At 60.2% G+C, this 25,372-nt stretch carries 21 protein-coding genes; 12 read left to right on the top strand and 9 right to left on the bottom strand.

The features are described from left to right. Positions 1 to 80 precede the first annotated feature (80 nt). From CFter6_RS08965 to CFter6_RS08950, 4 genes are all read right to left on the bottom strand, one after another. Entirely contained in the window at positions 81 to 2,945 is a 2,865-nt protein-coding gene (locus tag CFter6_RS08965) for a TonB-dependent receptor domain-containing protein (protein ID WP_061539640.1), read from the bottom strand. Positions 2,946 to 3,364: 419 nt separating this feature from the next. Continuing rightward, a complete protein-coding gene (locus CFter6_RS08960; protein WP_061539639.1) occupies positions 3,365 to 4,417 on the bottom strand; it encodes a sensor histidine kinase in 1,053 nt (350 codons plus the stop codon). Then, positions 4,414 to 5,082, bottom strand: a complete 669-nt coding sequence (locus CFter6_RS08955; protein WP_061539638.1) for a response regulator transcription factor — start codon at positions 5,080 to 5,082, stop codon at positions 4,414 to 4,416. Before CFter6_RS08955 ends, CFter6_RS08960 begins: the two co-directional genes overlap by 4 nt. A gap of 124 nt (positions 5,083 to 5,206) precedes the next feature. After that, complete coding sequence (locus CFter6_RS08950) at positions 5,207 to 6,232, bottom strand: aldo/keto reductase (protein ID WP_061539637.1); 1,026 nt, start codon at positions 6,230 to 6,232, stop codon at positions 5,207 to 5,209. Between the two features lie 169 nt (positions 6,233 to 6,401). Between CFter6_RS08950 and CFter6_RS08945 the strand changes: the two genes are divergently transcribed. Both CFter6_RS08945 and CFter6_RS08940 read left to right on the top strand, forming a co-directional pair. Further along, on the top strand, positions 6,402 to 6,797 hold the full coding sequence (locus tag CFter6_RS08945) for a MerR family transcriptional regulator (RefSeq protein WP_061539636.1): 396 nt from the start codon (positions 6,402 to 6,404) through the stop codon (positions 6,795 to 6,797). Between the two features lie 17 nt (positions 6,798 to 6,814). Further along, positions 6,815 to 7,219, top strand: coding sequence for a carboxymuconolactone decarboxylase family protein (locus CFter6_RS08940; protein WP_061539635.1), 405 nt, complete (start codon positions 6,815 to 6,817; stop codon positions 7,217 to 7,219). A gap of 317 nt (positions 7,220 to 7,536) precedes the next feature. Here CFter6_RS08940 and CFter6_RS08935 read toward each other — a convergent pair whose 3' ends face one another. Further along, a complete protein-coding gene (locus CFter6_RS08935) occupies positions 7,537 to 8,475 on the bottom strand; it encodes a LysR substrate-binding domain-containing protein (RefSeq protein WP_061539634.1) in 939 nt (312 codons plus the stop codon). Between the two features lie 538 nt (positions 8,476 to 9,013). Between CFter6_RS08935 and CFter6_RS08930 the strand changes: the two genes are divergently transcribed. The 7 genes from CFter6_RS08930 (at position 9,014) to leuA (ending at position 16,798) form a co-directional block, all read left to right on the top strand. Continuing rightward, positions 9,014 to 10,975, top strand: coding sequence for a zinc metalloprotease (locus CFter6_RS08930; protein ID WP_061539633.1), 1,962 nt, complete (start codon positions 9,014 to 9,016; stop codon positions 10,973 to 10,975). Continuing rightward, the gene (locus tag CFter6_RS08925; RefSeq protein ID WP_061539632.1) at positions 10,975 to 11,574 is read left to right on the top strand and encodes a hypothetical protein; all 600 of its coding nucleotides are present in this window, start codon (positions 10,975 to 10,977) and stop codon (positions 11,572 to 11,574) included. Before CFter6_RS08930 ends, CFter6_RS08925 begins: the two co-directional genes overlap by 1 nt. A 213-nt stretch (positions 11,575 to 11,787) precedes the next feature. After that, positions 11,788 to 13,086 (top strand): MFS transporter, encoded by a 1,299-nt coding sequence (locus CFter6_RS08920; RefSeq protein WP_061539631.1) that lies wholly within the window; start codon positions 11,788 to 11,790, stop codon positions 13,084 to 13,086. A gap of 32 nt (positions 13,087 to 13,118) precedes the next feature. Further along, a complete protein-coding gene (locus CFter6_RS08915; protein ID WP_061539630.1) occupies positions 13,119 to 13,580 on the top strand; it encodes a GNAT family N-acetyltransferase in 462 nt (153 codons plus the stop codon). A 120-nt stretch (positions 13,581 to 13,700) separates the two neighbouring features. Continuing rightward, positions 13,701 to 14,036, top strand: a complete 336-nt coding sequence (locus CFter6_RS08910) for a hypothetical protein (protein ID WP_061539629.1) — start codon at positions 13,701 to 13,703, stop codon at positions 14,034 to 14,036. Between the two features lie 363 nt (positions 14,037 to 14,399). Then, positions 14,400 to 14,537, top strand: a complete 138-nt coding sequence (locus tag CFter6_RS24990) for a DUF3096 domain-containing protein (protein WP_014005509.1) — start codon at positions 14,400 to 14,402, stop codon at positions 14,535 to 14,537. Positions 14,538 to 15,091: 554 nt separating this feature from the next. Further along, positions 15,092 to 16,798: a 2-isopropylmalate synthase gene (gene leuA / locus CFter6_RS08905; RefSeq protein ID WP_061539628.1), complete on the top strand. Its 1,707-nt coding sequence runs from the start codon at positions 15,092 to 15,094 to the stop codon at positions 16,796 to 16,798. A gap of 249 nt (positions 16,799 to 17,047) precedes the next feature. Here leuA and CFter6_RS08900 read toward each other — a convergent pair whose 3' ends face one another. Further along, positions 17,048 to 17,665 (bottom strand): FMN-dependent NADH-azoreductase, encoded by a 618-nt coding sequence (locus tag CFter6_RS08900; RefSeq protein WP_061539627.1) that lies wholly within the window; start codon positions 17,663 to 17,665, stop codon positions 17,048 to 17,050. Positions 17,666 to 17,842: 177 nt separating this feature from the next. Between CFter6_RS08900 and CFter6_RS08895 the strand changes: the two genes are divergently transcribed. Continuing rightward, complete coding sequence (locus CFter6_RS08895) at positions 17,843 to 18,802, top strand: LysR substrate-binding domain-containing protein (protein WP_205631452.1); 960 nt, start codon at positions 17,843 to 17,845, stop codon at positions 18,800 to 18,802. Here the strand turns inward: CFter6_RS08895 and egtB are convergent. Both egtB and egtD read right to left on the bottom strand, forming a co-directional pair. Continuing rightward, a complete protein-coding gene (gene egtB, locus CFter6_RS08890; RefSeq protein WP_061539625.1) occupies positions 18,799 to 20,001 on the bottom strand; it encodes an ergothioneine biosynthesis protein EgtB in 1,203 nt (400 codons plus the stop codon). The genes CFter6_RS08895 and egtB overlap by 4 nt on opposite strands. Before the next feature lie 25 nt (positions 20,002 to 20,026). Continuing rightward, the gene (gene egtD / locus CFter6_RS08885) at positions 20,027 to 20,989 is read right to left on the bottom strand and encodes an L-histidine N(alpha)-methyltransferase (RefSeq protein WP_061539624.1); all 963 of its coding nucleotides are present in this window, start codon (positions 20,987 to 20,989) and stop codon (positions 20,027 to 20,029) included. Positions 20,990 to 21,321: 332 nt separating this feature from the next. Here egtD and CFter6_RS08880 point away from each other — a divergent pair, with 332 nt between their 5' ends. Together CFter6_RS08880 and CFter6_RS08875 are read left to right on the top strand one after the other, a co-directional pair. After that, on the top strand, positions 21,322 to 23,118 hold the full coding sequence (locus tag CFter6_RS08880) for an ABC transporter transmembrane domain-containing protein (RefSeq protein WP_150118687.1): 1,797 nt from the start codon (positions 21,322 to 21,324) through the stop codon (positions 23,116 to 23,118). A gap of 26 nt (positions 23,119 to 23,144) precedes the next feature. Beyond that, positions 23,145 to 24,263, top strand: a complete 1,119-nt coding sequence (locus CFter6_RS08875) for an NADH:flavin oxidoreductase/NADH oxidase (protein ID WP_061539622.1) — start codon at positions 23,145 to 23,147, stop codon at positions 24,261 to 24,263. A gap of 35 nt (positions 24,264 to 24,298) precedes the next feature. Here the strand turns inward: CFter6_RS08875 and CFter6_RS08870 are convergent, their stop codons facing one another. Beyond that, entirely contained in the window at positions 24,299 to 25,237 is a 939-nt protein-coding gene (locus tag CFter6_RS08870) for a LysR family transcriptional regulator (RefSeq protein WP_061539621.1), read from the bottom strand. Between the last annotated feature and the right edge of the window lie 135 nt (positions 25,238 to 25,372).

The raw sequence follows: 25,372 nt of genomic DNA, 5'->3' as shown, positions 1-25,372 counted from the left end.
GAAACGACCGGACGAAAAAAAACCGGCCGGACGCAAACATCGCATCCGGCCGGCCTGGCAGCTTGCAAATTAAACGGCTGTTAGAACTTGTAGGTGCCGGTTATGTAGAACTGGCGTCCCAGCGGATCGGTATAACGGGCATCGTAGCCAACCTGGTTGCCGCCGCCCGCAGTCACCAGGGACAGAGGCGGAGTACGGGCAAACAGGTTCTTGATGCCGCCGGTGAATTCCAGCCCTTTCTTGACCGTCATCTTGGTCTGCCAGTCGAACGTGGTGTAAGACGCCACCTCGTGGTTAGGCATGGCGACGAAAGCGCCGTAGGAGCCGTCAGGATTGACGATGCGGACCGTGGCGTCGTCCGCCGTATAGGTCTGGTCGTGATAGCCGGAGCGATAGTTGGCGGTCAGGGTGTGAGTCCAGGTATCCGACTGTTTCCATGATCCTGCCAGGCGCGAAATCACGCGGAACACCACGTTCTGGTCGGCGCCGTATTTACCCAGGCTGCTCTGGGTGCCGGTACCCGGGAAATCCTGCTCGGCTTTCAGCATGTAGGTGCCGGTCCATTGCAGGCTCATGTCGCCGATCGGGGTCTTGGTCTTGAAGCTGTGGTCCCAGTCTATCCCCTGGTATTTGGCGCTGGCCAGGTTGACCGGAGTCTGCAGGAAGGCGATCGTCTGCGATCCCTGGATCGGGTCGTTGAACAAGGTGAACAGGTTGGAATAAGCGGTCGGATTGGAGAACGCGATATTTTCCTGCAGGATGCTGATCTGGTTCTTGATGCTGACGGTCCACAAGTCGAAGCCGATCGACAGGTTGCGTATCGGTTCAAGACGGAAGCCGACCGTGCTCTGCTTCGAGGTTTCCGGCTTCAAGCCGCTCGAACCACTGAGCTGGTTGCCGCCTTGCAGCACGTCATACTGGGTCACGCCCTGGCAGCCGGCAGCCCTTGGATCGGGCGCCGAAACCGGACATGGGTGCTGTTGCGCGGTATTGCCGCTGAACTGGATCGGCGAAGTGATCTGCGACAGGGTCGGCGCCTTGAAGCCGGTGCCGTAGGAACCGCGCAGCAACAGTGATTCGACCGGTTGCCAGCGGGCAGAAATCTTGTACGTGGATTTGCTGGCGGAGTTGCCCTGGGTTGCGGAACCGAGCGGATTGCCGGCGTTGTCGAAGTTTGCATCGTTTTTCGCCGCATCGTAGCTGTCGTAACGCAGCGCCGCCGTGACGTCCAGGTTCTTCATGACCGGCACCAGCATTTCGGCAAACGTCCCGTAGTTCATCCGGCTTGCCGAAAACGGCAAGGCGCCGGCGTTGCCGCCGATGATGGAATCGGTGAAGTTCGGCTGCAGCGCGTTGGTGCTTTGCAAAATCGCGCTAGGACTGTCGGTATGCTGCTCCTTGGTCGCTTCCACACCCAAGCCGATTTGCGACATGCCGCCCGGCGCCTTGAACAGGTCGTGGGAAGCATGCGCGTTGATGATGTCGAGCTTGGAGGTCGCCTGGTCCAGCGTCTGGTGCAATACGGCCGGCGCCAGCGCGGCTACCCCGGTTCCCGAAGGCGCAAACGGATCAAAGCCGCCGGCGGCGACGATGTTCTGGAACATATTGTTGCTGAGATAACCGTTGATCGCCTTGTCGTAGAACTTGTTTTGCGAATGGGTGTAGGACGCGTTGTAGTCCCAGCCCAGCGCGTTGCCGTCTATGCCGAACGCCAGGTGCAGGGCGTCGGTGCGGTATTCATCGGTGCGGCCGCCGGCGTCCACAAGGCGCAGGTTCATCACCGCGCCGTTGATGTTTGCAGGATTTTCTCCCAGCTGCGCCAGGTAAGGCGTCACATATTTGGCGTACAGCGGGCTGCTCAGCGACAGCGCCAAGGGCTGGGCGGACGGCGCATATTGCGGCGTGATGGAATAACGCGAAGCGACAGCCTCGGCAAACAGGTTGGTGGCGCTGTTGAGCTTCAAGTTGCCTGACACGACAAAACTGTCGCGCTGCGATTCCGGTATCAGTTCGACCGTCGCCGCATAGTTGAATTTGCAATAATTCCCGGCCTGGAAAGTATTCGGTCCGCAGCTGCCGTTTTTCAGGAAGTCAGGCGAAAACTGGGTCGGATCGGAACCGTCCGCATGGCGCAATGAAACGCCGCCCGGCGCGGTATAGCTGCTGGTCTGGTAGAGCGAATAATTCTGGCCGCCGACGCTGAACGGCACTATGCCGCTGCTGGCAAACCCACGCTGTCCCGCAACCAGGTTTTTTTGCTCGTCGTGGCTGTATGCCAGCAGCACGTTGTAGCCGTCTTTGTCGAGGTCGCCGAAACCCTTGGAGATGCCGACGTTAAAGCTCTTGCCGCCGGCCTTGGTCGGTGCATTGTAGGTGGCGGTGATGGTGGCGTCGGTAGCGTTTTTCTTGAGGATGAAGTTGACCACGCCGGCAATCGCGTCGGAGCCGTACAGCGCGGAGGCGCCGTCGGTCAGGATTTCAACCCGTTCCACCGCCGCCAGCGGAATGCTGGCCAGGTTGACCGCATAGTCGTTGTGGGAGATTGCCGATTTGGCGATGCGCCGTCCGTTCAGCAGCACCAGGGTGTAACCGGAACCGATGCCATGGATGGAAGCCGTCTCGACGCCGCTGCCGTTGCCGTTCACAGAACTCGACTGCGGGATGAACCCCTGCATCGCCGGCAAGGCCTGGATCAGGTCGGCGACGCTGTTGGCGCCGCTCTTGGCGATGTCTTCGTGGGTCAGTGTCTGCACCGGCAGAGCGCCCTCCTTGGTGATCCGCTTGATCGACGAGCCTGTGATTTCGACGCGTTGCATCTGTTGTGGTGCGTCGTCGGTCTTGGTCTCCTGCGCGTGCACCGATTGCGCCAGCAGCCCGAATCCGACAGCGACGCCGCCGGAAAACATCAGTCGCAGCGAACGTTGCAGTCTTCTTTCTTTCATCATAACCACACTCCCCATGGGTAAGTATCAGAGTAGAAATCTAATTTTTGTGACGGATACAACCATTTGTTAATCGCCTTTTGGGCGATGCATCGGTCACCGTTGCACCAATTGCTGGCGCACAGGTTTCTTTTGCGTCAATCATTTCCAGCAGAAATTTCTCGTATTGCTACAGGTAGTTGCAATCTGAAACATTTCCGCAGAAACACTAAGCAACAAATATGCCACTCGGAAACATTGACGTTAAGCCATGTAGACTGGCTTGCCGCCTGGCTTTGCGTCGACATTTCCATATGGAAATATCTGCAAGGTTGGAGAATGAAGGAATCTGCCGCGTACAACAATGTGCAGTTTGGGAATAGGACTTTTGCGCTGGCGGAACAAATCAGCGCTGGACAGGCATCCGGAGGATGGGCAGCAGTTTACCCGGGAGGCAGTCTTGACGGCGCGCCGAGGATGGGAAACGGGAAATGCACCGAGAACACCGTGCCGCCTGCGGCGGCGGGCTCAACCGTGATCCTGGCGCCATGGTCCTTGGCGATATCGCGCACGATCGCCAGCCCCAGGCCGTTGCCGGCGACGCTGTCGTCGAGGCGACGGAAGCGGTTGAAGATCAGCTCCTGCTCGGAAGGCGCAATCCCGGGACCAGAATCTTCCACCGAGAAAATGCCGCCGTCCTTGCCATGCAGCGAACTGACGGTGACCTTGCCGTCCTGGGGTGAATAGCGGATCGCATTGTCGATCAGGTTGTCGATCAGGTCGCGCAACAGGAAATGATCACCCATCACCCGCGTCGGCTGCAGGTTGAAGCCAAGGTCGATATTCTTCCGGTGCGCCTGCTCGACAAAATGCTGGATCGATTCTTCCACCAGCCGGTTGAGCTCGACCACCCGCAAGCGCTCCTTCTCGAACTTGGCCGGCTCGGCGCGCGCCAGCGTCAGCAGCTGGTTGGTCTGGCGGATCATGCGTTCGGTCGACGAAGTCATCAGTGCGATCGAATGCGCACTCTCCTCTTCGCCGATGTGTTTCTGCAGCAGCCATTCCAGCTGGGTGCGGAATCCGGCCAGCGGCGTGCGCAGCTGGTGCGCCATGTTGGCAAGAAAATTCTGCTGCGCTTTGGCATCCTGCTGCACCTTGTCCAGCAGGCGGTTGATGGCTGTCACCACCGGGCTCAGTTCGAGCGGCACATGGCGCTGGTCCAGCGCCGATAAATCGTCGTCGCTGCGCGTCTCCAGGTCGGCGGTCATTTTTTTCAGCGGCAGCAATCCCCTGCCGAGCGCCAGCCAGATGACAACCGCCAGCACCGGGACCAGCACCGCCTCCAGCCACACCATATCCATCAGGATCCGAGCCTGGTCGACTGCAGTCCGGGCCGGACTCCAGGCCAGCCAATAAACCAGCCCGGCGCCGGCCAGGTTGACGACCAGTAGCGGGAGCAGCAGCCATTTCAGCAGCCTGACGCGAATGCTGGTCATGCTTCTGTTTTTTCCAGCATGTAGCCAAAACCGCGGATGGTGCGGATCTCGATGCCGGCATCGGCGATTTTCAAACGGATCCTGGATATGTATACCTCCACCGCGTTCAGCGTCAGCTCGGCGCCCCAGGGCAGGATGGCGTCGATGATCTGCTGCCGGGATACGACACGCGACGCCTGCTGCAGCAGGTATTCAAGCACCGCCCACTCGCGCACCGACAGCTCGATCGCCTTGCCGTTGATTTTGGCGCGCCGCGACGACGTGTTCAGCGACAGCCCGCCCAGGTGCATCTCCAGCGGCTGCGGCGCACTGCGGCGCAGCAGCGCGCGTACCCTGGCCACCAGCTCCTGGGTGGCAAACGGTTTCACCAGGTAATCGTCGGCCCCCAGCTCCAGGCCGTAGACCCGGTCCTGCACCGAATCGCGCGCAGTCAGCAACAGCACCGGGATGTTGCTGCCGCGCGCGCGCAAACGGCGGATCACTTCAAAGCCGTCCATGCCAGGCAAGCCGATATCCAGCACCACCACCGAAATTTCCGTGCGCTGCAGCAGCGCATCGGCGTCGCTGCCGTTCTGCACCACGTCGACCACCATGCCGTGGCCTTTGAAGATGCGCAAGATGCCGTCCGCCAGCACCGAATCGTCTTCCACCAAAAGAATATGCACTTGATTTCCTTAGCTGCAATGGCTACTTACAATCAAGTCGCTGATTTTAATGAGGATGCAGCTGTTTCAGCACTTTATTTTTGCAATCTTGATGACGAAAAGCGATGATGGTGCAGCCGGGTTATCAGACCGGCAGCGGATTGCGCTCTGTGAAGCCGCGCTGGTGCCAGTATGGATAGGCCACGGTCACCGCGCTGGCGGCGTCCAGCCTGGCGACCTGCTCGGCGTTCAGGTTCCAGCCGATGGCACCCAGGTTCTGCAGCAGCTGCTCCTCGTTGCGGGCGCCGATCACCACGGTGGCGACAGTGGGCCGTTGCAGCAGCCAGTTAAGCGCGATCTGCGGGATGGTCTTGCCGGTTTCCGCAGCGATTTCCTTTAATGCGTCCACCACCCGGTATAACAGCTCGTCCGCCACCGGCGGCCCCATGTCCGCAGTCTTGTGCAGGCGGCTTTGCTCCGGCAGCGGCTGGCCGCGCTGGATCTTGCCGGTCAGGCGGCCCCAGCCCAGAGGGCTCCAGACCACGGCGCCGACGCCCTGGTCGAGGCCCAGCGGCATCAGTTCCGATTCATAGTCGCGGCCGATCAGCGAATAATATGCCTGGTTGGCGACATATCTCGGGTAGCCGTAGCGGTCAGCCGCCGCCAGCGATTTCATCAGGTGCCAGCCGGAGAAATTCGACACGCCGGCATAACGGATCTTGCCGGCGCGTACCAGGTCGTCCAGCGTCGACAGTACTTCTTCGACCGGGGTCAGGGCATCGAATCCGTGCAGCTGGAACAGATCGATGTAGTCGGTGCCGAGGCGCTTGAGCGCGGCGTCGCAAGCCCGGATCAGGTGGAAGCGAGAAGAGCCGACCGCATTCGGTCCCTCGCCGGTGCGGAAGGTCGCCTTGGTCGACAGCAGCACGCGGTCGCGCCGGCCCTTGATGGCTTCGCCCAGCACCGATTCGGCTACGCCGTCGGAGTAGACGTCCGCGCTGTCGAACATGGTCAGGCCGGCATCGAGGCAAATGTCGACCAGCCGCCTGGCGTCGGCGACATCGGTATTGCCCCAGGCGCCAAAAAAATCGCCTTTGCCGCCAAACGTGCCGGTGCCGAAACTGAGCGCCGGCACCTTGAATCCTGATGCTCCTAAACGTCGGTATTCCATGATGATCCTTTCGTTTGAAGAAATGGGATAGAGCAGGGAGAAATGGTCAGGTAATCATATCCCGTAATGCCTATCCCGACTTTTAGCGGGCCATTGCGGTGAACAGATTGCAGTGCTGCGATAATAAACGCTTGACCTAGAGTGCACTCTAACTTCTAAACTTTATTCCATGGCCACTTCCATCACGATCCAGCAAGCTGCGACAGCCACCGGGCTCAGCATCCACACTTTGCGCTATTACGAAAAGATAGGTTTGATCGATCCTGTCCCGAGGCAAAGCAACCAGCATCGCCTGTACCGCCAGGAAGACCTGAACTGGATTGCATTCCTGCTCAGGCTGCGCGCTACCGGCATGTCGATACAACAGATGCTGCGTTATGCCGAATTGCGCAGGCTGGGGGACCGCCTTGGCAGTGTGTCAGAACGCAAGGCATTGCTGGAGCAGCATACGGTTGCGCTGGAAGCTGAACTGCTGGAGCTGCAGGAAACACTCGGCATGCTGCGCGACAAGGTCGCGTTGTATGCCCGCATGGAACAGCAGCTGCAGGCCGACCACCACGAATGACTCACTTGGAGAAAAACATGGAACAAAGCACTTATGAAAGAGGTTTGCAACGTTTGAAGGAAGTCGACGACATCGCCGGCGAAAAGGTAATCGACAGCCTGGCCGATATTTCTCCCGATCTCGGGCGCTACGTCATCGAATTCGGTTTCGGCGAAATTTATTCCCGCCCCGGCCTCAGCCTGCAGCAGCGCGAACTGGCGACGGTGGCTGCGCTCACCGCAATGGGCACGGCCCAGCCGCAATTGAAGGTGCATCTGGCGGCGGCCCTAAACGTTGGCCTGTCGCGCCTGGAAATCACCGAAACGATCATGCAGATGGCGCTGTATGCCGGCTTTCCTGCGGCATTGAACGGCATGTTTGCGGCAAAAGAGGTATTTGCCGAACACGACGAACTGGCCCGGCGCCAGGAAAACACACGCTGAAAAATACGGCCGGAGTCAGGCGTGATTCCGGCTCGCTCCGTTTGATCAGGACGGAGCTGCGGCACGGATTCCGGATAACGGCAGACGACGCTGCATGTGCGGTTTTCGATACGATTCCAGAATGATGGTCCGGAAACAAACCTGCCATGTGAACACCCGATAAGGTATCCGACTGTCAGGCCAGACGGCCATGGTGGCGGCCCTCGCAGCACGCATTGAACTCTGCTGTGACTGAAGTCTAAGGGACTGGCGGCGCCAACAGGAAATACTGATTCTGGATAGGGATATAAGAAAAAACGATGGCTCGGATACCGGACTCACGGCCGCGCCAGAATCTTCGCATGCAGCCATTGTCCGCTGCGGCACAATTCGTCGGTCACCTCCAGCACCAGCCGTTCTACCGCCGCTGCCGCCGTGGTCAACGGAATATTCTTCGACGCGCATAACGTCAGCGTGCGCGACAGCTTTTCGCCGCTGATGGAGTAAGCGCTCATCTCGCCGCGCTTGATTTCCGGCAGCAGCGGCGCCACCGGCAGGATGGTGGCGCCGATATCGGCCAGGATGGCTGATTTCATGATCGTCACCGAACTGATTTCCACCACGTTATCGAGCGTCAGGCCGGCGGCACGGGCCACGCTTTCGATGCGCGGCCGCACGCCGTGCTGCATGCCGGGCAATATCAGCCTGGCCTTGGCGGCGCGCGCGAAGGTTATCGAGCGGCGCTTGCCCGCATACTGGGAACCGCTGCGCGTGATGAACATCATCTCCTCTTCCACCAGCGGCGTGGTGGCGAACGCAGTCAGCTGGCCATCGTCGAACAGTATCGCCAGGTTGATGCGGCCGGTCTTCAACTGCTCGATCAGGTTGCCGGTCAGTTCCTCGGTCAATTGCAGCGAAATATCCGGATAGCGGGCGCGCATCGCCGTCAGCAAAGGCAAGGCCAGGATGCCGGAAGCGCTTTGCGGGATGCCGAGGGCGACCGTGCCGGCCGGCTTGTCGGTGGACTGGGCCACGGCCGATCTGGCGTCGGTCACCTGCTTCAGGATCGCCTGCGCATGTTCATAGAAAATCTTGCCGGCGTCGGTGGCGATCACCCCCTGCGCCGAGCGATGCAGCAGCTGCGCCGCCAGCTCATCCTCCAGCTGCTTGATCTGTTGCGTCAGGGCCGGCTGGGCGATATGCAAGACTCGCGCAGCGCGCGACAGCGAACCATGGTCGACGATGGCGACAAAATAGCGCAGTTGACGCAACTCCATGAAATAGGAACCTCAGTGCTGTGGGGTGGATGCGCTGAGTATAGTTGAGATCATTGCAATCGGGACGCATTTCATCCCGGTTCCGGCGCCGCCGAATTGCAATCCTGCCATCGCGGCCGGCCCGCCTCCATCAAACACAGCCAGGCAATGTGCACCCTGCGCAATCAAGCACTTAGCAAGGGCCTGGAGGAATCCGCCGAATCGATATAAATAATTTCACCAAAACATGTCCCCTTTTTTCTTGTTGACGGGCAACCCTAATAAGGGAACGGCAAGCACCCGCACAGCCCGCCTTCCCTTGCTTAGGCCGGTCCGGCCGCATTCCGGCGAACCGGCCAAATATCGCAAGCCTTTACTGAAGGAGGAATCCGGATCTGATCACGCCAACCGCACAGCGCAGGTTTTTGCAGATGAAAGGCTTACCCGCCATTTCGATTACGCGAAAACCGTCATTTCTATATCACTGAAAGTTCCTATGCATATCAAATCCTATTTGCTCAGTCTTGGATCTAACAAAATAACGCAGGCTTCATTACCGGTGATCCTTGCCGCAACCCTCAGCGCCTGCGGCGATGGCAACGGCAATGGCGGCAATCTCACTAGTGCCCAGGCAAAAGCCGCTTCCTCGCAGGCCCAGGCGCAATCGCCGGCGCAGCAGGCAGCCGCGGTTGCACCAGGCTTGTATCTCAGCGAAGTGGCGGCGAACTATCGCGGAACGGCGGGAGTAAGCTGGGTGGAAGTTTTCAACAATTCGCCGGCAACGATTCATTTGAACGACTACCGCTTGCGCGCCAACGGATTGGACAACGCCAGCAAGGCGCTGAGTCCGAATCCGGTAACATTTGACCTTCCGAAAATCGATATCCCGGCCGGCGGCTATTTTGTCCTTGCCGGCAAATCCTCAACTTACCTCAAGGACACCGACAAATCGGCCTATATCCTGGCCTCGGTCGCACCGCAGCCGCCCGCCACGGGAAGCGCCCGAACATATCTGCCGTACTGGACCGACAAAGCCGGTTTTGTCGAACTGGTGACTGTCGCCGACAGCAAGACAGTGGACTTCGTCCGCTTCGGCAGCGAGGCGGCCAAGCCGGCCACTGTTGCCGCATGGAGCGGCGACAACGTAGCCGCATTTCCCACCTTGCCGAATTTTGTATCAGCCAAGACGCTCGATCCGCTCGACAACTTCGATCGTTCAATCGTGCGCCTGAGCAGCGACTTCCGAGCCAGCGCCGGCAAAAGCGACTGGACCCTGGTGCAGTTCCCCACGCCGGGCGGCCCTAACGATGTGCCAGCAGGCACGGTGGACAGCGACAACGATGGCATTCCGGACACCGCCAAAGTCGCCGGAGGCAGGTTCGCCGGCCTCGACCTGTATAGCCTGGGTGCGCGCAAGGGCCAGAAAGACCTGTTCATACAGGTCGACTACATGACCAGCGCGGACCCGGCCCTGAGTCCGCGCAAGGAAGCATTGCAAAAAGTGGCGGCGGCATTCCAGGCGCACAACACGCAAGTGCATTTCGACGTCGGCAACCTGTTCAACGCGGCGCTGGCCCCCGCAGATTTCAATTTGTCGGGCGACGTCAGCCGCGCACAGGTGTTTGATAAATGCACCAACACGCCTGACGACCCGCAGAACGCCAACTGCGGCTCCCTCTACCAGTATTCCAGCGGTTCGCTCGACGTCCGCCGCAAGCCGGTGTTCCGCTACATGCTGATGGCGTCCTCGCAGGAGTCCGACGGCAGTTCAGGCAGTTCAGGCATCGCTGAACTGCCTGGCAATAAATTCCTGGTGACGCTTGGGCAATGGGGATTCAGCGGCCTCGACCTGACCGTCCAGAAATACAAGAATCTCTTGATCAATTACCAGGCCGGCACCATCATGCACGAATTCGGCCATACCATCGGCCTGCATCACGGCGGATTCGAGGATGCCAATTACAAACCCAACTATTTCAGCATCATGAACTACCTGTACCAGCTGGACGGCTTGCCCACCAACCCGAAAGGCATAGGACCGACCCAGCGCTGGTATCACACCATCAATACAACGATCCACGTGGCAGTGCCGGGATATGCAGCCGATGCCATGCCGTCCAGCGCGCTGGACGACGGCCCCATGACCAACAGTTTCAGGATCGATTACTCGAATGGCTCTGGCGCCAACCTGAACGAAGCCTCGCTGCTGGAGAGCGACAATATCGGACGCGGCCATGACGCCGGCGCCTACGGCGACTGGAACTACGATGGCGTGCAGCAGGCAAAACGCTATCGCATGGACCTGAACGGATCCGGCGCGGGCATTCTCAGCGACAACGACGACTGGAGCAAGCTGCAGCTGGTGCTCAATTCGCATACCGATCCGCTGCCAGGCGCAGCCCAGTCGAAAGCCAGCAGCAGGACGACCAGCCTGCCGGTGCTCGGCACGCTGGTCAAGGAAGATGCACCGCCGGCCAGCTTGCTCAGGGACCTGGCGAACATGCGCAAGTCGGCACGTTGATGGACGCCTTGCCGCGCTCCTTTCAGCTATGCCTGTGCGGCGCCCTGCTGCTCGGCTGCGCCGCCTACGGCACAGCCGCGCCGTTGCGGTTTGACGGCGTTCCTTTCGAGGCTCAGACGCTGCTGGCAGAGCGCCTGGATGTCGCTGCCGACGGCGCACTGGTGATCGATCTCGGCAAACAGGAGCCGGCAAGGATAGCGCCGTGGCCGGCTGCCTTACCCAGGCATCTCGGTGCGCAATACGTCACGCTTCGCCGCACCATGCATCCGGCCGGTGCGATCCAGTCGCTCGATTTGCGTGCTCCTCGCGCCAAGACGCCCTGGCTCAGGATGACAGCCAACGGTCCGTTCCATCGCGAGCTGTTGCCTGGTTTCCTGCTGGAGCGCGACGCCGGCGGCGGCATCCGCGTCGATGGGCCGGCAGCAGCACAGCCGGTAGAGCTCGACAAACCGGTCAGGCTGCGCGACCGGGCCGGGCACTGCTGGCAGTTTGTCCTGCTAGATGCACGGATACCGCAAGCCACTCCCGGCATTGCCCAGGAAACCGAGCCGCGCGCGGACTGGTATCTGCGCGGCGATCTGGGCTGCCGGAAACGTTGAATCAGACCGACCCGCGCAGCCCAAAACTGCGCGGGTCAAACCGTTTTTCCCCAATCATCGACCTGCAACTCCTGCTCCTCCCCAGACCTTTGCGGCGGCAAGCGCGCCGTAGCCATTCCACCGTGGTGCAGCTACAATGCATTCCAATCCGGCATCCCGGCCGAGCTGAATTCTTCCCCGCCGTTTCTTACAACTAAACCAACAGGTAGAGACATGTCAGATAATTCAAACGCGCCAGCCAGCAGTGCATTCGAAGCCGCTACCTACGCCAAGGTCACCTGGCGCCTGCTGCCCATGCTGTTCCTTTGTTATGTCGCCTCCTACCTGGACCGCGTGAATGTCGGCTTCGCCAAGCTGCAGATGCTCAACGACCTGAAATTCAGCGAAACCGTCTACGGCCTGGGCGCGGGGATTTTTTTCATCGGCTACTTCATCTTTGAAATACCCAGCAACATGATCTTGCACCGGGTCGGCGCCCGGCTCTGGATCGCCCGCATCATGATCACCTGGGGCATCGTTTCCGGCGCCATGATTTTTGTCGACAGCCCGGCCACGTTTTACGTGATGCGCTTCCTGCTGGGCGTGGCCGAAGCCGGCTTTTTCCCGGGCGTGATCCTGTACCTGACCTACTGGTATCCGGCCCACAGGCGCGGCAAGATGACGGCGCTGTTCATGACCGGCGTGCCGATCTCGGGCGTGATCGGCGGGCCTTTATCCGGCTGGATAATGAAAGCCATGCCTGGCGTGCACGGCCTGGCAGGCTGGCAATGGATGTTTATCCTGGAAGCGATTCCCTCCTTGCTGCTGGGCGTGGTCGTGATCTTTTACCTGCAAGACCGGATCCGCGGCGCCGGCTGGCTGAGCGAAGCGGAAAAGCAATTGCTGGAATCGCAGATACACGCCGAAAGCAGCCAGAAACCGGAAGCTACGCTCGGCCAGATGTTCGCCAACCCGCGCGTGTGGCTGATGGCGCTGATCTACTTCTGTTTCGTCATGGGCCTGTACGGCGTCAGCTTCTGGCTGCCGACCATCATCAAGGCTACCGGCGTCACCGACACCTTCAACATCGGCCTGCTGACCGCGATTCCCTACGCCAGCGCCGCTGTCGCCATGATCCTGATCGGCCACAGCGCCGACAGCCGGCGCGAACGCCGCTGGCATGTGGCGATCCCGGCGCTGCTCGGCAGCATCGGCCTGATCCTCAGCACGGTATACGACCACAATACCCTGCTGGCGATGTCGGCGCTGACCCTGGCGACCATCGGCATCATTACCGTGCTGCCGCTGTTCTGGAGCTTGCCGACGGCGTTCCTTGGCGGCGCCGCGGCGGCGGCCGGGATTGCGCTGATCAATTCGCTAGGCAACCTGGCCGGTTTCGTCAGCCCCTACCTGGTCGGCTGGCTGAAAGACCAGACCCAGAGCACCAACAGCGGTATGTTCGTGCTGGCGGCATCACTGGTGCTGGGCGCCCTGCTGACGCTATCGGTGCCCAAGCACCTGGTGAACAAATAACCCCGAGTCGCCTCGCCGCCAGGAAGGAAAGCATGCCAGCCTTGGAATTCAGAAGCGCCACCACGGCCGACCTGCCTTTCCTGATTGCCCTGCGCCATGCGACCATGAGCGAACACCTGGCGCGCGTTAACGCTGCGCGCGATGAGGCATCGCAGCTGGCTCGCGTACTGGTCCAGTTCGAACATGCACGGATCGTCTCCGTCGGCGGCCAGGATGCCGGCTTGCTGAAAGCTTACCGCGAGCAAAACCAGTGGTATATCGCGCAAATCCAGATCGCGCCGCAATTCCAGGGACAAGGCCTGGGCCGAACCATCATCGAGAAGGTGCTGGAGCAAGCCAGCCGTGAGCAATTGCCGACGGCGCTCAAGGTATTGACCGGCAATCCGGCAAGGCGCCTGTACGAAGCGCTCGGCTTCAAGGAGATCAGCCAGGAGGACGCCGAACACCTGATGCTCTGCCCGCCCTGGCCAGAGCGGCTTTCCCCGGCTGGTTGAGGCCGCCTGACCTGCGCCGGAAATAAAAAAACAGCAAAATGCTTGCATTCGGGATCGGCTTGGATAATAATTTAAATGAGAATCATTACTATTTAAAACCAGCCGAGCTAGGAGCATCTGATGAACAGTTCACGCAATGCGGCGGATCCGGCCGCGGCCGAGGAATATCGCACCCCGCCTGAACTCCTGATCTCGGCGGTGCTGCACCTGATCTCTCAATACAATATGCACAACCTGGCAAACGACGCCTGCGTGCAGTCGGCCAGGACGATTGAGCGGCACCTGCGCACCCTGTCCGACTGGCCTGAACTGGCGCCGGTGCTGCGCGCCACCTGCCAGCAGCTGTCGGAGCAATGGACCTCGGTCATCGAACGCGCCTTGCCCAAACAAAAGACCGAGCGTTCGGCATATTCGGCATTCGTCACGCGCCTGATTTCCGGCACCCGCGCGCTGTAATGCCATATTGATTTAAGGCGGATTTCGGCAGATTTGCGAAACCGCTGATGGATTCCCCGGGAAGGGAGTAAATCCGTCTCTTGCCCGACCTGGAATGGTGATCGCCAACGACCTGCCCGTTGCTGACGATGACCGCCAAGTTCCAGCTCGGACACCTGACGGAGTGTGTGTCCTTATCGGCATTAGCCAACATTGCTGCAGTATCTCCTCCTGCCGCAATGGATAGCCAAGCCGTTTTTTTCTCCCAGAATCAGTGCAACTCCTACGCTATCGGGCGACATTGTCCTACACGGGAATAAACGCCGGCGACGTACCATCGAGTCAGCAGCACAGCAATTCCCCCACTCGAAAAAAGGAGCGCACATGATTACCAGCCTGCACCTGACCCCTATCGTTTCGCTGATCGCCGGGGTATTGATACTGGCGATTCCGCGTCTCTTGAACTACATCATCGCCCTGTACCTGATCGTCATCGGCCTGATCGGCCTGTTTGGCCGCTAACAACGCCCTCTGGCCGCTATATCTGCACAGATTCCGCCATATTTTCGCCATGCGGCAAGCGGCGCTTGACAAGATCCGGCTTTATCTCATACATTAAGTGCATGTTTTCCACACGCATCCAATCCCGCTCCCTACTGCACATTGCTGGCGCCCTGCCAGCGATGCTGCTAGTGCCGCTACTAGCGCTATCGCTACTACGCGCACTATGATCTCGACCCCGTTCTGACGGGGACGCAACTGGCAGCAAAGGCAACACCAGCGCCAGCCAAGAAATCAACGGTAGTAAAACTGAGATTCCGATAGTTAGTTCCAATACGGAATCCCGATTTTGAAGAGCACGATTCTATGCAATCCCAGCCAATTCGCCCTACATCCTTTCGTTACAGCAACACGCTCGCCGCCTTGCGTTTGCCGGCCCTATTCCTGCTATCGCTAGCGATCGGTTGCCTGGCCTCGCGTTAATTTCCGAGTGGCAGTCAGGCAACCCTCCCGCCACCGCACCATTCCGTTTCATTTTTCTTCAGCACAATCACCAGCTCCAAGAGAGGCCTACCATGATGTTGCACAACCCTGCTGTCAAATATCGCCCGTTCCCGCCGATTCCATTGAGTGACCGCACCTGGCCCAACCAGATCATCAGCGCTCCGCCGATCTGGATGAGCACCGACCTGCGCGACGGCAACCAAGCCTTGATCGAACCGATGGATGCCGATCGCAAGCTGCGCTTCTTCAAGTTGCTGGTGAAGATTGGCCTCAAGGAAATCGAAGTCGGTTTCCCTTCCGGTTCGCAAACCGACTTCGATTTCGTGCGCAAGCTGATCGAAGAAAACCATATACCCGACGACGTCACCATCATCGTCTTGACCCAGTCGCGCGAAGACCTGATCCGCCGCACCGTCGATTCGCTGCAGAATGCCAAACAAGCCATTGTCCACCTGTACAACCCGATCGCGCCTGCCTGGCGCCGCATCGTGTTCGACAAGAGCCGCGATGAAGTCAAGGAAATCGCCGTGTCCGGCACGCGCCTGATCAAGGAACTGACCGACGCCCGTCCGGAAACCCAATGGCGCTACGAATATTCGCCGGAAACCTTCAGCATGGCCGAGCTGGATTTTTCGAAAGAAGTCTGCGACGCCGTGGTCGATGCCTGGCACGCCAGCCCCACCCGCAAAGTGATCCTCAACTTGCCCACCACAGTCGAATGCAGTACGCCGAACGTATTCGCCGACCAGATCGAATGGATGCACCGCAACCTGGCCCGGCGCGACGCGGCCATCATCAGCGTCCATCCGCATAACGACCGCGGCACCGGCGTCGCCGCCGCCGAACTGGCCGTGATGGCCGGCGCCGATCGGGTTGAAGGCTGCCTGTTCGGCAACGGCGAACGCACCGGCAATGTCGACCTGGTGACCCTGGCCTTGAACTTGTACACCCAGGGCGTCAACCCGGGTCTCGATTTTTCCGACATCGACGAAGTGCGCCAGTGCGTCGAAGACTGCAATCAGATTCCGGTTCATCCGCGCCATCCATATGTCGGCGACCTGGTGTTCACTGCCTTCTCCGGTTCGCACCAGGATGCGATCAAGAAAGGCTTCGCCGCGCAAAAAGCCGACGCCATCTGGGAAATCCCTTACCTGCCTATCGATCCTGCCGATCTTGGCCGCAGCTACGATGCCGTGATCCGGGTCAACAGCCAGTCCGGCAAAGGCGGCATGGCTTACCTGCTGGAACAGGAATACGGCCTGGCCATGCCACGGCGCCTGCAGATCGAGTTCAGCCGCGCGATCCAGAAAGCAGCCGACGCCACCGGCAAGGAAATCGCCGCCAGCGACATCTACAACATCTTCAAGCAAGAGTATCTGGACAAGCAAACGCCATATGTCTATCGCGGCCACCGCATGAGCGAAGATTCGAGCCAGGCGCAGCCGGTGAAGATCGAAATCGACATCGTCCGCGACGGCCAGGCGCACACCAGCAGCGGCCATGGCAACGGCCCGATCGACGCCTTCGTCAACGCGCTGGGACTGGACATCAAGCTAATGGATTTCCATGAGCACGCGATCAGCGCCGGCGCCGATGCGCAAGCCGCCAGCTACATCGAACTGCGCCTCAACGACGCTCCTACCGGTTTCGGCGTCGGCATCGACGCCAATACCTTGACGGCATCGTTCAAGGCTATCCTGAGCGCAGTCAACCGCCAGATCGAAATCGCCGGCAACGCCGCCAACCAGGAAATCGCGGGCAGCGCAGCCGCAGCCTAGTTTTTGTTTATCCGGTTGCCGTGGCGATCACGCGACAACCGGTCCGGTGCAGCCTGGGCATTACCGTGCCCTCAGCAGCCGTAGGGTGAGCACCTGTGCCCACGCAGAACGCTGGTTATTCCAGGAGTGATTTCAGCGTGGGCAGAAATCTGCCCACCCTACCAAGTGCAAGGCACCGATTGCCGCTATCAGCAGCAGACGAAAAAAAACCGCTACCAGGTAGCGGTTTTTTCATTTCTGCCCTGTCTTTCAGGCCATTGCCACGGCGCTGGTCAGGTCGCTGATACGCGCACGCGCTGCCGCGAAGCTGGCTTCTTTCACTTCCGGACTGTAGGCCAGGCCGTCGGCACGAACCACTTCGATATCGGTAATCCCGAGGAAGCCGAACACCAGTTTCAGGTAGTCTTCATGAGCGATGCCGGTAGGGCCGCCGGCATGCTTGCCGCCTGCAGTCGACACGATCACGACGCGCTTGCCTGTGGCCAGGCCTTCCGGGCCTTTTTCCGTATAACGGAAAGTCACGCCGGCGACGCTGATCTGGTCGATCCATGCCTTGAGCTGGGTCGGCACGCTGAAGTTGTACATCGGCGCGCCGAGCACGATCACGTCGGATGCCATGAATTCATTGAGGATCGCTTCGCTGAGATCCACTTCCAGTTTTTGCGCCAGATTGCGTTTTTCCGCAGGCGTGCCTTTGGCGGCGAAGGTGGCGCCGCTCAAATGGGCGGTAACGTCTTTGCTGAGGTCGCGGTAAGTCAGTTCAAGGTCCGGATCGGCGGCTTGCAGCGTAGCCACCACTTCACGGGTCAGTTGGCGCGAAGCCGAAGCATCGCCGAGGATGCTGGAGTCGAGTTGTAAGAGTTTCATGATATATACCGTTCGATTAAATTAAGAGTGGGTCAAAATCTATAGCGTCCGTAATATCGCGATGCCGACAGAGTTTGATTTACTGGTTTCTGAACCATTGGGCACATCCTACCCCCGCCTCAAAAATAGAACTAGATAGCAAAAATAAGATATATTGTTCTATATACAGAACAATGGATGACTGCCATGCAAGACTTGAACGACCTGTATTTCTTCGCCAACGTAGTGCAGGAAGGCGGTTTCACGGCCGCCGGCCGCAGCCTGGGCATCCCCAAGTCGCGTCTTTCACGGCGCATATCGGACCTGGAAACCCGCCTTGGCGCGCGCTTGCTACAGCGCAATACACGCGGCATCGCCCTGACTGACCTCGGCAATCGCTATTACCAGCATTGCCAGGTGGTGATTGCCGCCGCCGAGGCGGCGGAGCTGGCGGTGACCAGTTCGCTGGCGGAACCGAGCGGCACGGTAAGGGTCAGCTGCGTGGTGGCGATTGCGCAGACGGAAGTGGCGTTCGCGCTGCCGGCTTTCCTCGAGCGCTATCCGAAAGTGAATATCGACCTGCTGTTCACCAACCGCCGCATCAACCTGCTGGAAGAAGGGGTGGATGTCGCGGTGCGGGTGCGCGCCACCGACGATGAAGATCCCAACCTGGCGACGCGGCGTTTGCGCTCCGCCTCCGGCGTGCTGGTGGCGACGCCCGAGCTGCTGGCTAGGTATGGCGTGCTTAACCATCCGCGCGAACTGACAAAACTGCCCTTCCTCGGCGCGGTTGAACGCGATCGCCGCGTCCACCAGCTGCTCGACGGACCCGGCGATGAACGCTATGAACTGGTCACGGAAGCGCGCCTGGCTGTAGAGGATTTTCCCTTGCGCAAACGGGCGGCGCTGCGGCACCTCGGCCTGACCATGCTCCCTACCGAGTATTGCAGCGAAGACCTGGCGCAAGGCCGGCTGGTCCATGTGCTGCCAGGCTGGACCACGCCGGCCGGCCATGTGCAAGTGGTGTACCCGACCCAGCGCGGCTTGTTGCCGGCAGTGCGGGTATTCGTCGATTTTCTGATTGAACATCTGAGCAAGGTGCAGCTTCCTGCTGACCAGCCGGAAATGACGCAAAAAATCGTGCACAAAATCGCTTAAGAACGCGCCAGGCGGATCCCGCTGAACTGCCAGCGCGCGGTGGCAGGGAAAAAATTGCGGTAGCTCAGGCGCGCGTGGCCGGCCGGCGTGGCGGAGGACGAGCCGCGCAGCACATACTGGTTCACCATGAACTTGCCGTTGTATTCGCCTACCGCGCCCGGCAAGGCGACGTAGCCGGGATACGGCGCATAGCTGCTGGTAGTCCATTGCCACGCCACCCCGAAATAATCCGCAGACTGGCTCGCCGCCGCGCACTCCCATTCCGCCTCGGTAGGCAAACGGGCGCCGGCCCAGCGTGCATAGGCCTCGGCTTCGAAAAAGGAAAGATGGGTAGCCGCTTCATGCAGGGCCAGCGGTTGCAGGCCTTGCAAGGTGAATTCGCGCCAGGCGGAGTCGAATTGCGCGTGCGCGCTCTGCCAGTATAGCGGCCGCGTCAGTTTCTGCTGCTGCACCCATTCCCAGCCGGCCGCCAGCCACAGCAGCGGATTGCGGTAGCCGCCATCTTCCACAAACGCCAGGTATTCGCCGTTGCTGACCAGCCGCGACGCCATCGAAAACGGTTCGACAAACTGGCGGTGGCGCGGTGTTTCGTTATCGAAGAAAAACCCCTGCCCGGCATGGCCGACCTCGACAATCCCGGCCTCGAACGGCTGCCATGACAAGGCTGCCGCCGCGCCGGCTCCGGTGCCAGGTTCGGTCATCGCATGCGACGCCAGATAAGGCGGCAGCAAGGGATTCATGGCCAGCAGATGCTTGATATCGGTCAGCATCAACTCCTGGTGCTGCTGTTCATGCTGCAATCCGAGTTCGACCAGCACCGACAACTGCTGCGCCTGCTCCGGGACCAGCGTTTGTCCCAGCAAAGCCAGCAGCCGCTGATCGACGTTGTGCCGGTAAGCCAGCACTTCATCCAGGGCGGGCCGGGTCATCAGGCCGCGCTGCGCGCGCGGATGCTGCTCGCCGACTCCTTCATAGTACGAATTGAACAGCACCCGGAAAGCTGGATGAAACGGCTGGAAGCTGGCTTCGAACCGTTCCAGGATGAAGGTTTCAAAAAACCAGGTAGTGTGCGCCAGGTGCCATTTCGCCGGACTGGCGTCAGGCATCGATTGCACGCAGCAATCCTCTGCCGACAACGGCTGCACCAGCTTGCGGGTCTGGTCGCGGATCGTGGAAAAAGCTTTTGCCAGCTTGTGCATCGTGTTCCTGTCTGGATGTTTTTGTTCAGGCGGCCTGGGCATGGCAGACCATGAACCAGTTGTCGGGATCGGACCATGTCTGCACGGCGCCGAAGCCGGCCAGCTGCAGCATTTCGATAAATCCCTTGCGGGTATATTTATGGCTGCTTTCGGTATGGATGCGCTCGCCGCGCGCAAAGCGCCGCTCGCCGCCATCCTGCCAGCGGACGGTGAGCTCGCGCCTGGCTTCCAGATGCATTTCTACGCGGTACTGTCCGCTATTGTAGAAAGCGCGGTGGCGCCAGTCGGCCGGCCGGAAATCGGCATCCAGCAAACGATTCAGATGATGCAGCAGATTCAGGTTGAACGCTGCGGTAACACCCAGCGAATCGTCGTAAGCGGCATCCAGGATCGCTTTGTCCTTGATCAGGTCAACCCCGATCAGCAAACCGCTGTCGCTGCCAGCCATGGCCTTGCGAATCCGCCGCAGGAACATCAATGCCTCCAGCGGCGCAAAATTGCCTATCGACGATCCCGGATAAAAGAACTGGCGATGGCGCATGTCCAGCGTCGCCGGCAATTCAAGTTCGGCGGAAAAATCCATGCCCAGGCAAGTCATCTTGATCTGGGGGAACTGCTGCTGCAGCGCGCTCACCGCTTCCGCCACGAACTGCACCGAGATATCGACGGCTACATACTGCCGCGGCTGCAGGCTCGGGAACAAGCGGGCCGCCTTGCTGCAATTGCCGGCCCCGAGGTCGATGAAAATCGAAGCGGGTCCGACCGCGGCAGCAATCTGCTGTTCGTTCTGCGCGAAAATCGCCGCCTCGGTACGGGTCGGATAATATTCGGGCAGTTCGCAGATCGCCGCGAACAGGCGCGAACCAAGCACGTCGTAGAGGTATTTGGGAGAGGTATGAGCGTGCGCGGCCAGCAGGCCGGCCACCAGCTGCTCCTGGATTTCGTCTTGCGCCACGCTGGTTTGCGCCACTTGCGACAATTGAGCCAAAAGATTCTCCTGAGATGGCAATCATATTCCACTGCCGGGATTCAAGTCCGCTCGATTGAGGGCCTGCGCTATCGCGCAACATCCACTACACTAGCAAGCTGCTCTTTCAAGCTAAGCATGCGGTACAAAGTATATCGATATTCGATTGACGGTTGAAGTTCCCTTTCAAGAGAATACAATGCGCAGCCGGTCTCTTAACGGATTGCAATACAAATGCAAAAAATATTGGCACAAACACATTTTTCCGGCGCACCCGCGGCATCTGCCGTACCTTGCGCCAGCGTTGCCAGACCAAGCTTGCAGGCAATTGCACAGCCTCCACTGAAACCGACATGACAACCATAACTTCCAAAGAACCTCAAAAAAGCAGTCTGGGCACGCTCGTCGGGCTGGTCCCCTTCCTGGCCCCGTATAAACGACAGTTCGTGATGGCCAGCCTGGCCCTGCTGGTAGCGGCCGGCGCCACCCTCGCGATTCCCTATGCGTTCCGGCAGATGATCGATCTTGGCTTCAGCGCCGGCGGTATACAAGGAGCCAACCATATTGACATGTATTTCCTGGCCCTGTTCGGCGTTGCCTGCGTGCTGGGCGTGGCTACCGCGGCGCGCTTCTACATGGTGTCCTGGCTTGGCGAGCGAGTCACGGCAGACCTGCGCAGCGCGGTCTATTCGCATGTCGTCACGCAAAGCCCGCAGTTCTTCGAAACCACCAAGACCGGCGAAGTGCTGTCGCGCATCACCACCGACACCACCCTGATCCAGGCCCTGGTCGGCACCAGCATTTCCATGGCCTTGCGCAACGCCCTGCTGTTCGCCGGCGGCATGGCCATGCTGTTCATCACCAGCGTCAAGCTGAGTGCGATCATTCTGCTGATGCTGGCGCTGGTAGTGCTGCCGATAGTCTGGTACGGCCGCCGCGTACGCAAGCTGTCGCGCGATTCGCAAGACCGCGTCGCCGATGCCTCGGCGATGGCTGGCGAAATTCTCAACGCCATGCCGACCGTGCAGGCTTTTACTCATGAAAGCATCGAAGCGCAGCGTTTCGAGGTCTCGATTGAAAATGCCTTCGGCACCGCGATGCAACGCATACGCGCACGCTCCGTACTGACCATGATGGCGATCCTGCTGGTGTTCGGCGCCATCGTGTTTGTGCTGTGGCTGGGCGCGCACGCCGTGGTCCAAGGCCGCATGAGCGGCGGCGAACTCGGCCAGTTCATCTTGTACGCGGCCTTGCTGGCCGGCTCCATCGGTGCCCTGGCGGAAGTCCTGGGCGACGCCCAGCGCGCCGCCGGCGCCACCGAACGGCTGCTGGAACTGCTGGCGGCGCAGTCGCCGGTGCAATCAGTGCTGCTGCCGGACACGCTGCCGCCGCGCACCGCGCAAGGTGCTGCGCTAACCCTGCAAAACATCAATTTCCGCTATCCCTCGCGCCCCGACAGCGCCGCCCTGTCTGCCCTGTCGCTAGACATCCGGCCGGGCGAAACGGTCGCCGTGGTCGGCCCTTCGGGCGCCGGCAAGACCACCCTGTTCCAGCTGCTGCTGCGTTTCTACGATCCGCAGCAAGGCAGCATCAAGCTCGACGGCGTCGACATCAAGTATCTCGACCTGCATACCTTGCGCAACGCGATCGGCATCGTGCCGCAAGACACCGTCATTTTTTCCGCCAATGCGATGGAGAATATCCGCTACGGCCGGGTCGGCGCCAGCGACGCCGAAGTCATCGCGGCGGCGAAAATGGCTGCCGCCCACGAATTCATCGAACGCCTGCCGGAAGGCTACCAGGCCTTCCTTGGCGAGCGCGGCGTACGTTTGTCCGGGGGCCAGCGGCAGCGCATTGCGATTGCCCGCGCACTGCTGAAGAATCCACCGCTGCTGCTGCTGGACGAAGCCACCAGCGCGCTCGACGCGGAATCGGAACGTGCGGTGCAAGGCGCGCTGGAAGCGGCGATGGTGGGACGCACTACCCTGGTCATCGCCCATCGCCTGGCTACGGTGCAGCGCGCCGACCGCATCATCGTGCTGGAGCATGGGCACATAGTGGAAACCGGCAACCACGCCGAACTGGTGGCGCAAAACGGCTTGTACGCAAGCCTGGCGGCATTGCAGTTCAACGGCCTGGTCGACGCATAAACCAACCTACAGAAAGAAAGACAGACATGACTTTTTTATTTTCTCCGCTAACGCTGCGCAGCGTAACCTTGGCAAACCGCATTGCAGTTGCCCCCATGTGTCAGTATTCGGCAGAAGACGGTTTCGCCAACGATTGGCACCTGGTGCATCTGGGCAGCCGCGCGGTCGGCGGCGCCGGCCTGATCATTTTTGAAGCCAGCGCGGTGCTGCCGGAGGGGCGCATTTCGCCGCAGGATCTCGGCATCTGGAAGGACGAGCATATTGCGCCGTTGCGCCGCATCACGCACTTTATCGAGCAGCAAGGCACGGTAGCCGGCATCCAGCTGGCGCATGCCGGCCGCAAGGCCAGCGTCTGGCGTCCGTGGGAAGAACAGCAAGGCCGGGTCCATCCCGACCAGGGCGGCTGGCGCACCGACGGTCCGTCGGCGATTCCGTTCGACACCAACTACACCACGCCCAGCGCGCTCACCGTCGACGGCATCAAGGGCGTCGTCAAGGCGTTTGCCGACGCCGCGCTGCGCGCCCAGCAAGCAGGTTTCAAGGTAGTCGAAATCCACGCGGCGCATGGTTACCTGCTGCACCAGTTCTTGTCGCCGATCAGCAATCATCGGACCGACCAGTACGGCGGCTCGTTTGAAAACCGTGCGCGCCTGGCACTGGAAGTAGTGGCGGCGGTACGCCAGGTGTGGCCGGAGCAGCTGCCGCTGCTGGTGCGCCTGTCGGCCACGGACTGGATTGACGGCGGCTGGAATGTAGATGAAACGGTGGCGTTGAGCCGCTTGCTGCGCGAAGCCGGGGTTGACCTGATCGACGTTTCCAGCGGCGGCAATATCGCGGCCGCCGCGATTCCGGTAGGACCAGGCTACCAGACCCAGTTTGCGGCCAGGGTCCGCAATGAAGCCGGCATCCCCAGCGGTACGGTCGGCATGATTACCGATCCCGGCCAGGCCGAACACATACTGCGCACCGAACAGGCCGACCTGGTGCTGATGGCGCGCGAACTGCTGCGCGATCCTTACTGGCCGCTGCACGCGGCCGATGCGCTGCACGATGTCACTTCATGGGCGCCGCAATACATGCGCGCGACTTCACGCAAATCGCCGCAGCGGCCTACGGTCGACTTCAGCGACAAATCAGGCAACTAATGTAGGGTGAGCACATCGTGCCACCCTACTTCTTTCTATTTTTTTCCCGCCTTGCCGAGGTCGGCCGACACCTCGGCAATCAGGCGCCGCAGCCACACCACGTCCGGCGCCACATGCGAGCGCGCATGCCACAGCATGTAGAAACGCATCTTCGGCATGTCGAACGGCAGCGTAAACATGCCTATCGGCCAGTCTTCTATGATGTGTTCGGCAAACTGGCGGCCGGTGGTGAAAATCAGGTCCGATTTTGCCAGCACATGCGGCACCAGCGCGAAATACGGAATCGTTACCTGCACGTTGCGCTTCAGGCCTTGCTCGGCCAAGGCGACGTCGATGCCGCTGCGATGCCCTTCAATATAAGGCGTCGGCGCCAGGTGCGGCATTTCGAGATAGTACTTGAGGGTCAAGCCCTTCTTCGCCACCGGGTGGTCGCGATGCATCATGCACACCACATCGTCATCGAACAGTTGCGCCAGGTGCAAATGCTCCGGCGGATCTGGCCAGTTGCCGATCACCAGGTCGAAGCGGCCGTTTTCCAGCGCACTGGCGTAGTCCAGGTTGGCGTCCAGCGCGTGCACCATCAGGCTGGCGCCAGGGGCGCGCCGCCGCAGCTGCTCGATGATGGAGGGAATCAGCAGCATGTTCAGGTAATCCGGCGTGGCGATATGAAATACCCGCGCCGTGCTGTCGGCCTCAAACGCCGCTACCGGCGCCGCGATTTTTTCTATCACTTCCAGGCCCTGCTTCGCCAGCGCCAGCAACTCCTGGCCGCGTTCGGTAGGCACCATGCCGGTCTTGCCGCGCACCAGGATGGCGTCGCCGGTCAGCTCGCGCAGGCGCTTGAGCGTATTGCTGATGGTCGGCTGCGATTGTCCCAGCTTGATGGCGGTGCGCGATACGCTTTTTTCCACCAGCAAGGTGTGCAAAACGCGCAGCAGATAGGTATCGAGGTGATGGTTGGTACGCGATGTCATGGGCGGCGCTAGAATTAGTATAGGAGTGCGAACGTTTAGACAAAAATGCGCAAGAAAATTGCACAATAAACCCCACTAGCATAACGGATATGCATAAGCATGGGTAGCCATCGCCTGAGCACGACAGGCGCTACC

This window comes from Collimonas fungivorans (genome assembly GCF_001584145.1).
In the GTDB taxonomy this organism is placed as follows: Bacteria; Pseudomonadota; Gammaproteobacteria; order Burkholderiales; family Burkholderiaceae_D; genus Collimonas; species Collimonas fungivorans.
This window is presented reverse-complemented; position numbering and strand designations above follow the sequence as displayed.

What these genes read in the sequence shown, in the direction of transcription:
- leuA (WP_061539628.1), top strand. Translation starts at nt 15,092, where the DNA reads ATGATGTTGCACAACCCTGCTGTCAAATATCGCCCGTTCCCGCCGATT.
- CFter6_RS08900 (WP_061539627.1), bottom strand. Translation starts at nt 17,665, where the DNA reads ATGAAACTCTTACAACTCGACTCCAGCATCCTCGGCGATGCTTCGGCT.
- CFter6_RS08950 (WP_061539637.1), bottom strand. Translation starts at nt 6,232, where the DNA reads ATGGAATACCGACGTTTAGGAGCATCAGGATTCAAGGTGCCGGCGCTC.
- CFter6_RS08945 (WP_061539636.1), top strand. Translation starts at nt 6,402, where the DNA reads ATGGCCACTTCCATCACGATCCAGCAAGCTGCGACAGCCACCGGGCTC.
- CFter6_RS08880 (WP_150118687.1), top strand. Translation starts at nt 21,322, where the DNA reads ATGACAACCATAACTTCCAAAGAACCTCAAAAAAGCAGTCTGGGCACG.
- CFter6_RS08910 (WP_061539629.1), top strand. Translation starts at nt 13,701, where the DNA reads ATGAACAGTTCACGCAATGCGGCGGATCCGGCCGCGGCCGAGGAATAT.
- CFter6_RS08925 (WP_061539632.1), top strand. Translation starts at nt 10,975, where the DNA reads ATGGACGCCTTGCCGCGCTCCTTTCAGCTATGCCTGTGCGGCGCCCTG.
- CFter6_RS08875 (WP_061539622.1), top strand. Translation starts at nt 23,145, where the DNA reads ATGACTTTTTTATTTTCTCCGCTAACGCTGCGCAGCGTAACCTTGGCA.
- CFter6_RS08935 (WP_061539634.1), bottom strand. Translation starts at nt 8,475, where the DNA reads ATGGAGTTGCGTCAACTGCGCTATTTTGTCGCCATCGTCGACCATGGT.
- egtB (WP_061539625.1), bottom strand. Translation starts at nt 20,001, where the DNA reads ATGCACAAGCTGGCAAAAGCTTTTTCCACGATCCGCGACCAGACCCGC.
- CFter6_RS08915 (WP_061539630.1), top strand. Translation starts at nt 13,119, where the DNA reads ATGCCAGCCTTGGAATTCAGAAGCGCCACCACGGCCGACCTGCCTTTC.
- CFter6_RS24990 (WP_014005509.1), top strand. Translation starts at nt 14,400, where the DNA reads ATGATTACCAGCCTGCACCTGACCCCTATCGTTTCGCTGATCGCCGGG.
- CFter6_RS08870 (WP_061539621.1), bottom strand. Translation starts at nt 25,237, where the DNA reads ATGACATCGCGTACCAACCATCACCTCGATACCTATCTGCTGCGCGTT.
- CFter6_RS08895 (WP_205631452.1), top strand. Translation starts at nt 17,843, where the DNA reads ATGACTGCCATGCAAGACTTGAACGACCTGTATTTCTTCGCCAACGTA.
- CFter6_RS08940 (WP_061539635.1), top strand. Translation starts at nt 6,815, where the DNA reads ATGGAACAAAGCACTTATGAAAGAGGTTTGCAACGTTTGAAGGAAGTC.
- CFter6_RS08960 (WP_061539639.1), bottom strand. Translation starts at nt 4,417, where the DNA reads ATGACCAGCATTCGCGTCAGGCTGCTGAAATGGCTGCTGCTCCCGCTA.
- CFter6_RS08965 (WP_061539640.1), bottom strand. Translation starts at nt 2,945, where the DNA reads ATGATGAAAGAAAGAAGACTGCAACGTTCGCTGCGACTGATGTTTTCC.
- CFter6_RS08920 (WP_061539631.1), top strand. Translation starts at nt 11,788, where the DNA reads ATGTCAGATAATTCAAACGCGCCAGCCAGCAGTGCATTCGAAGCCGCT.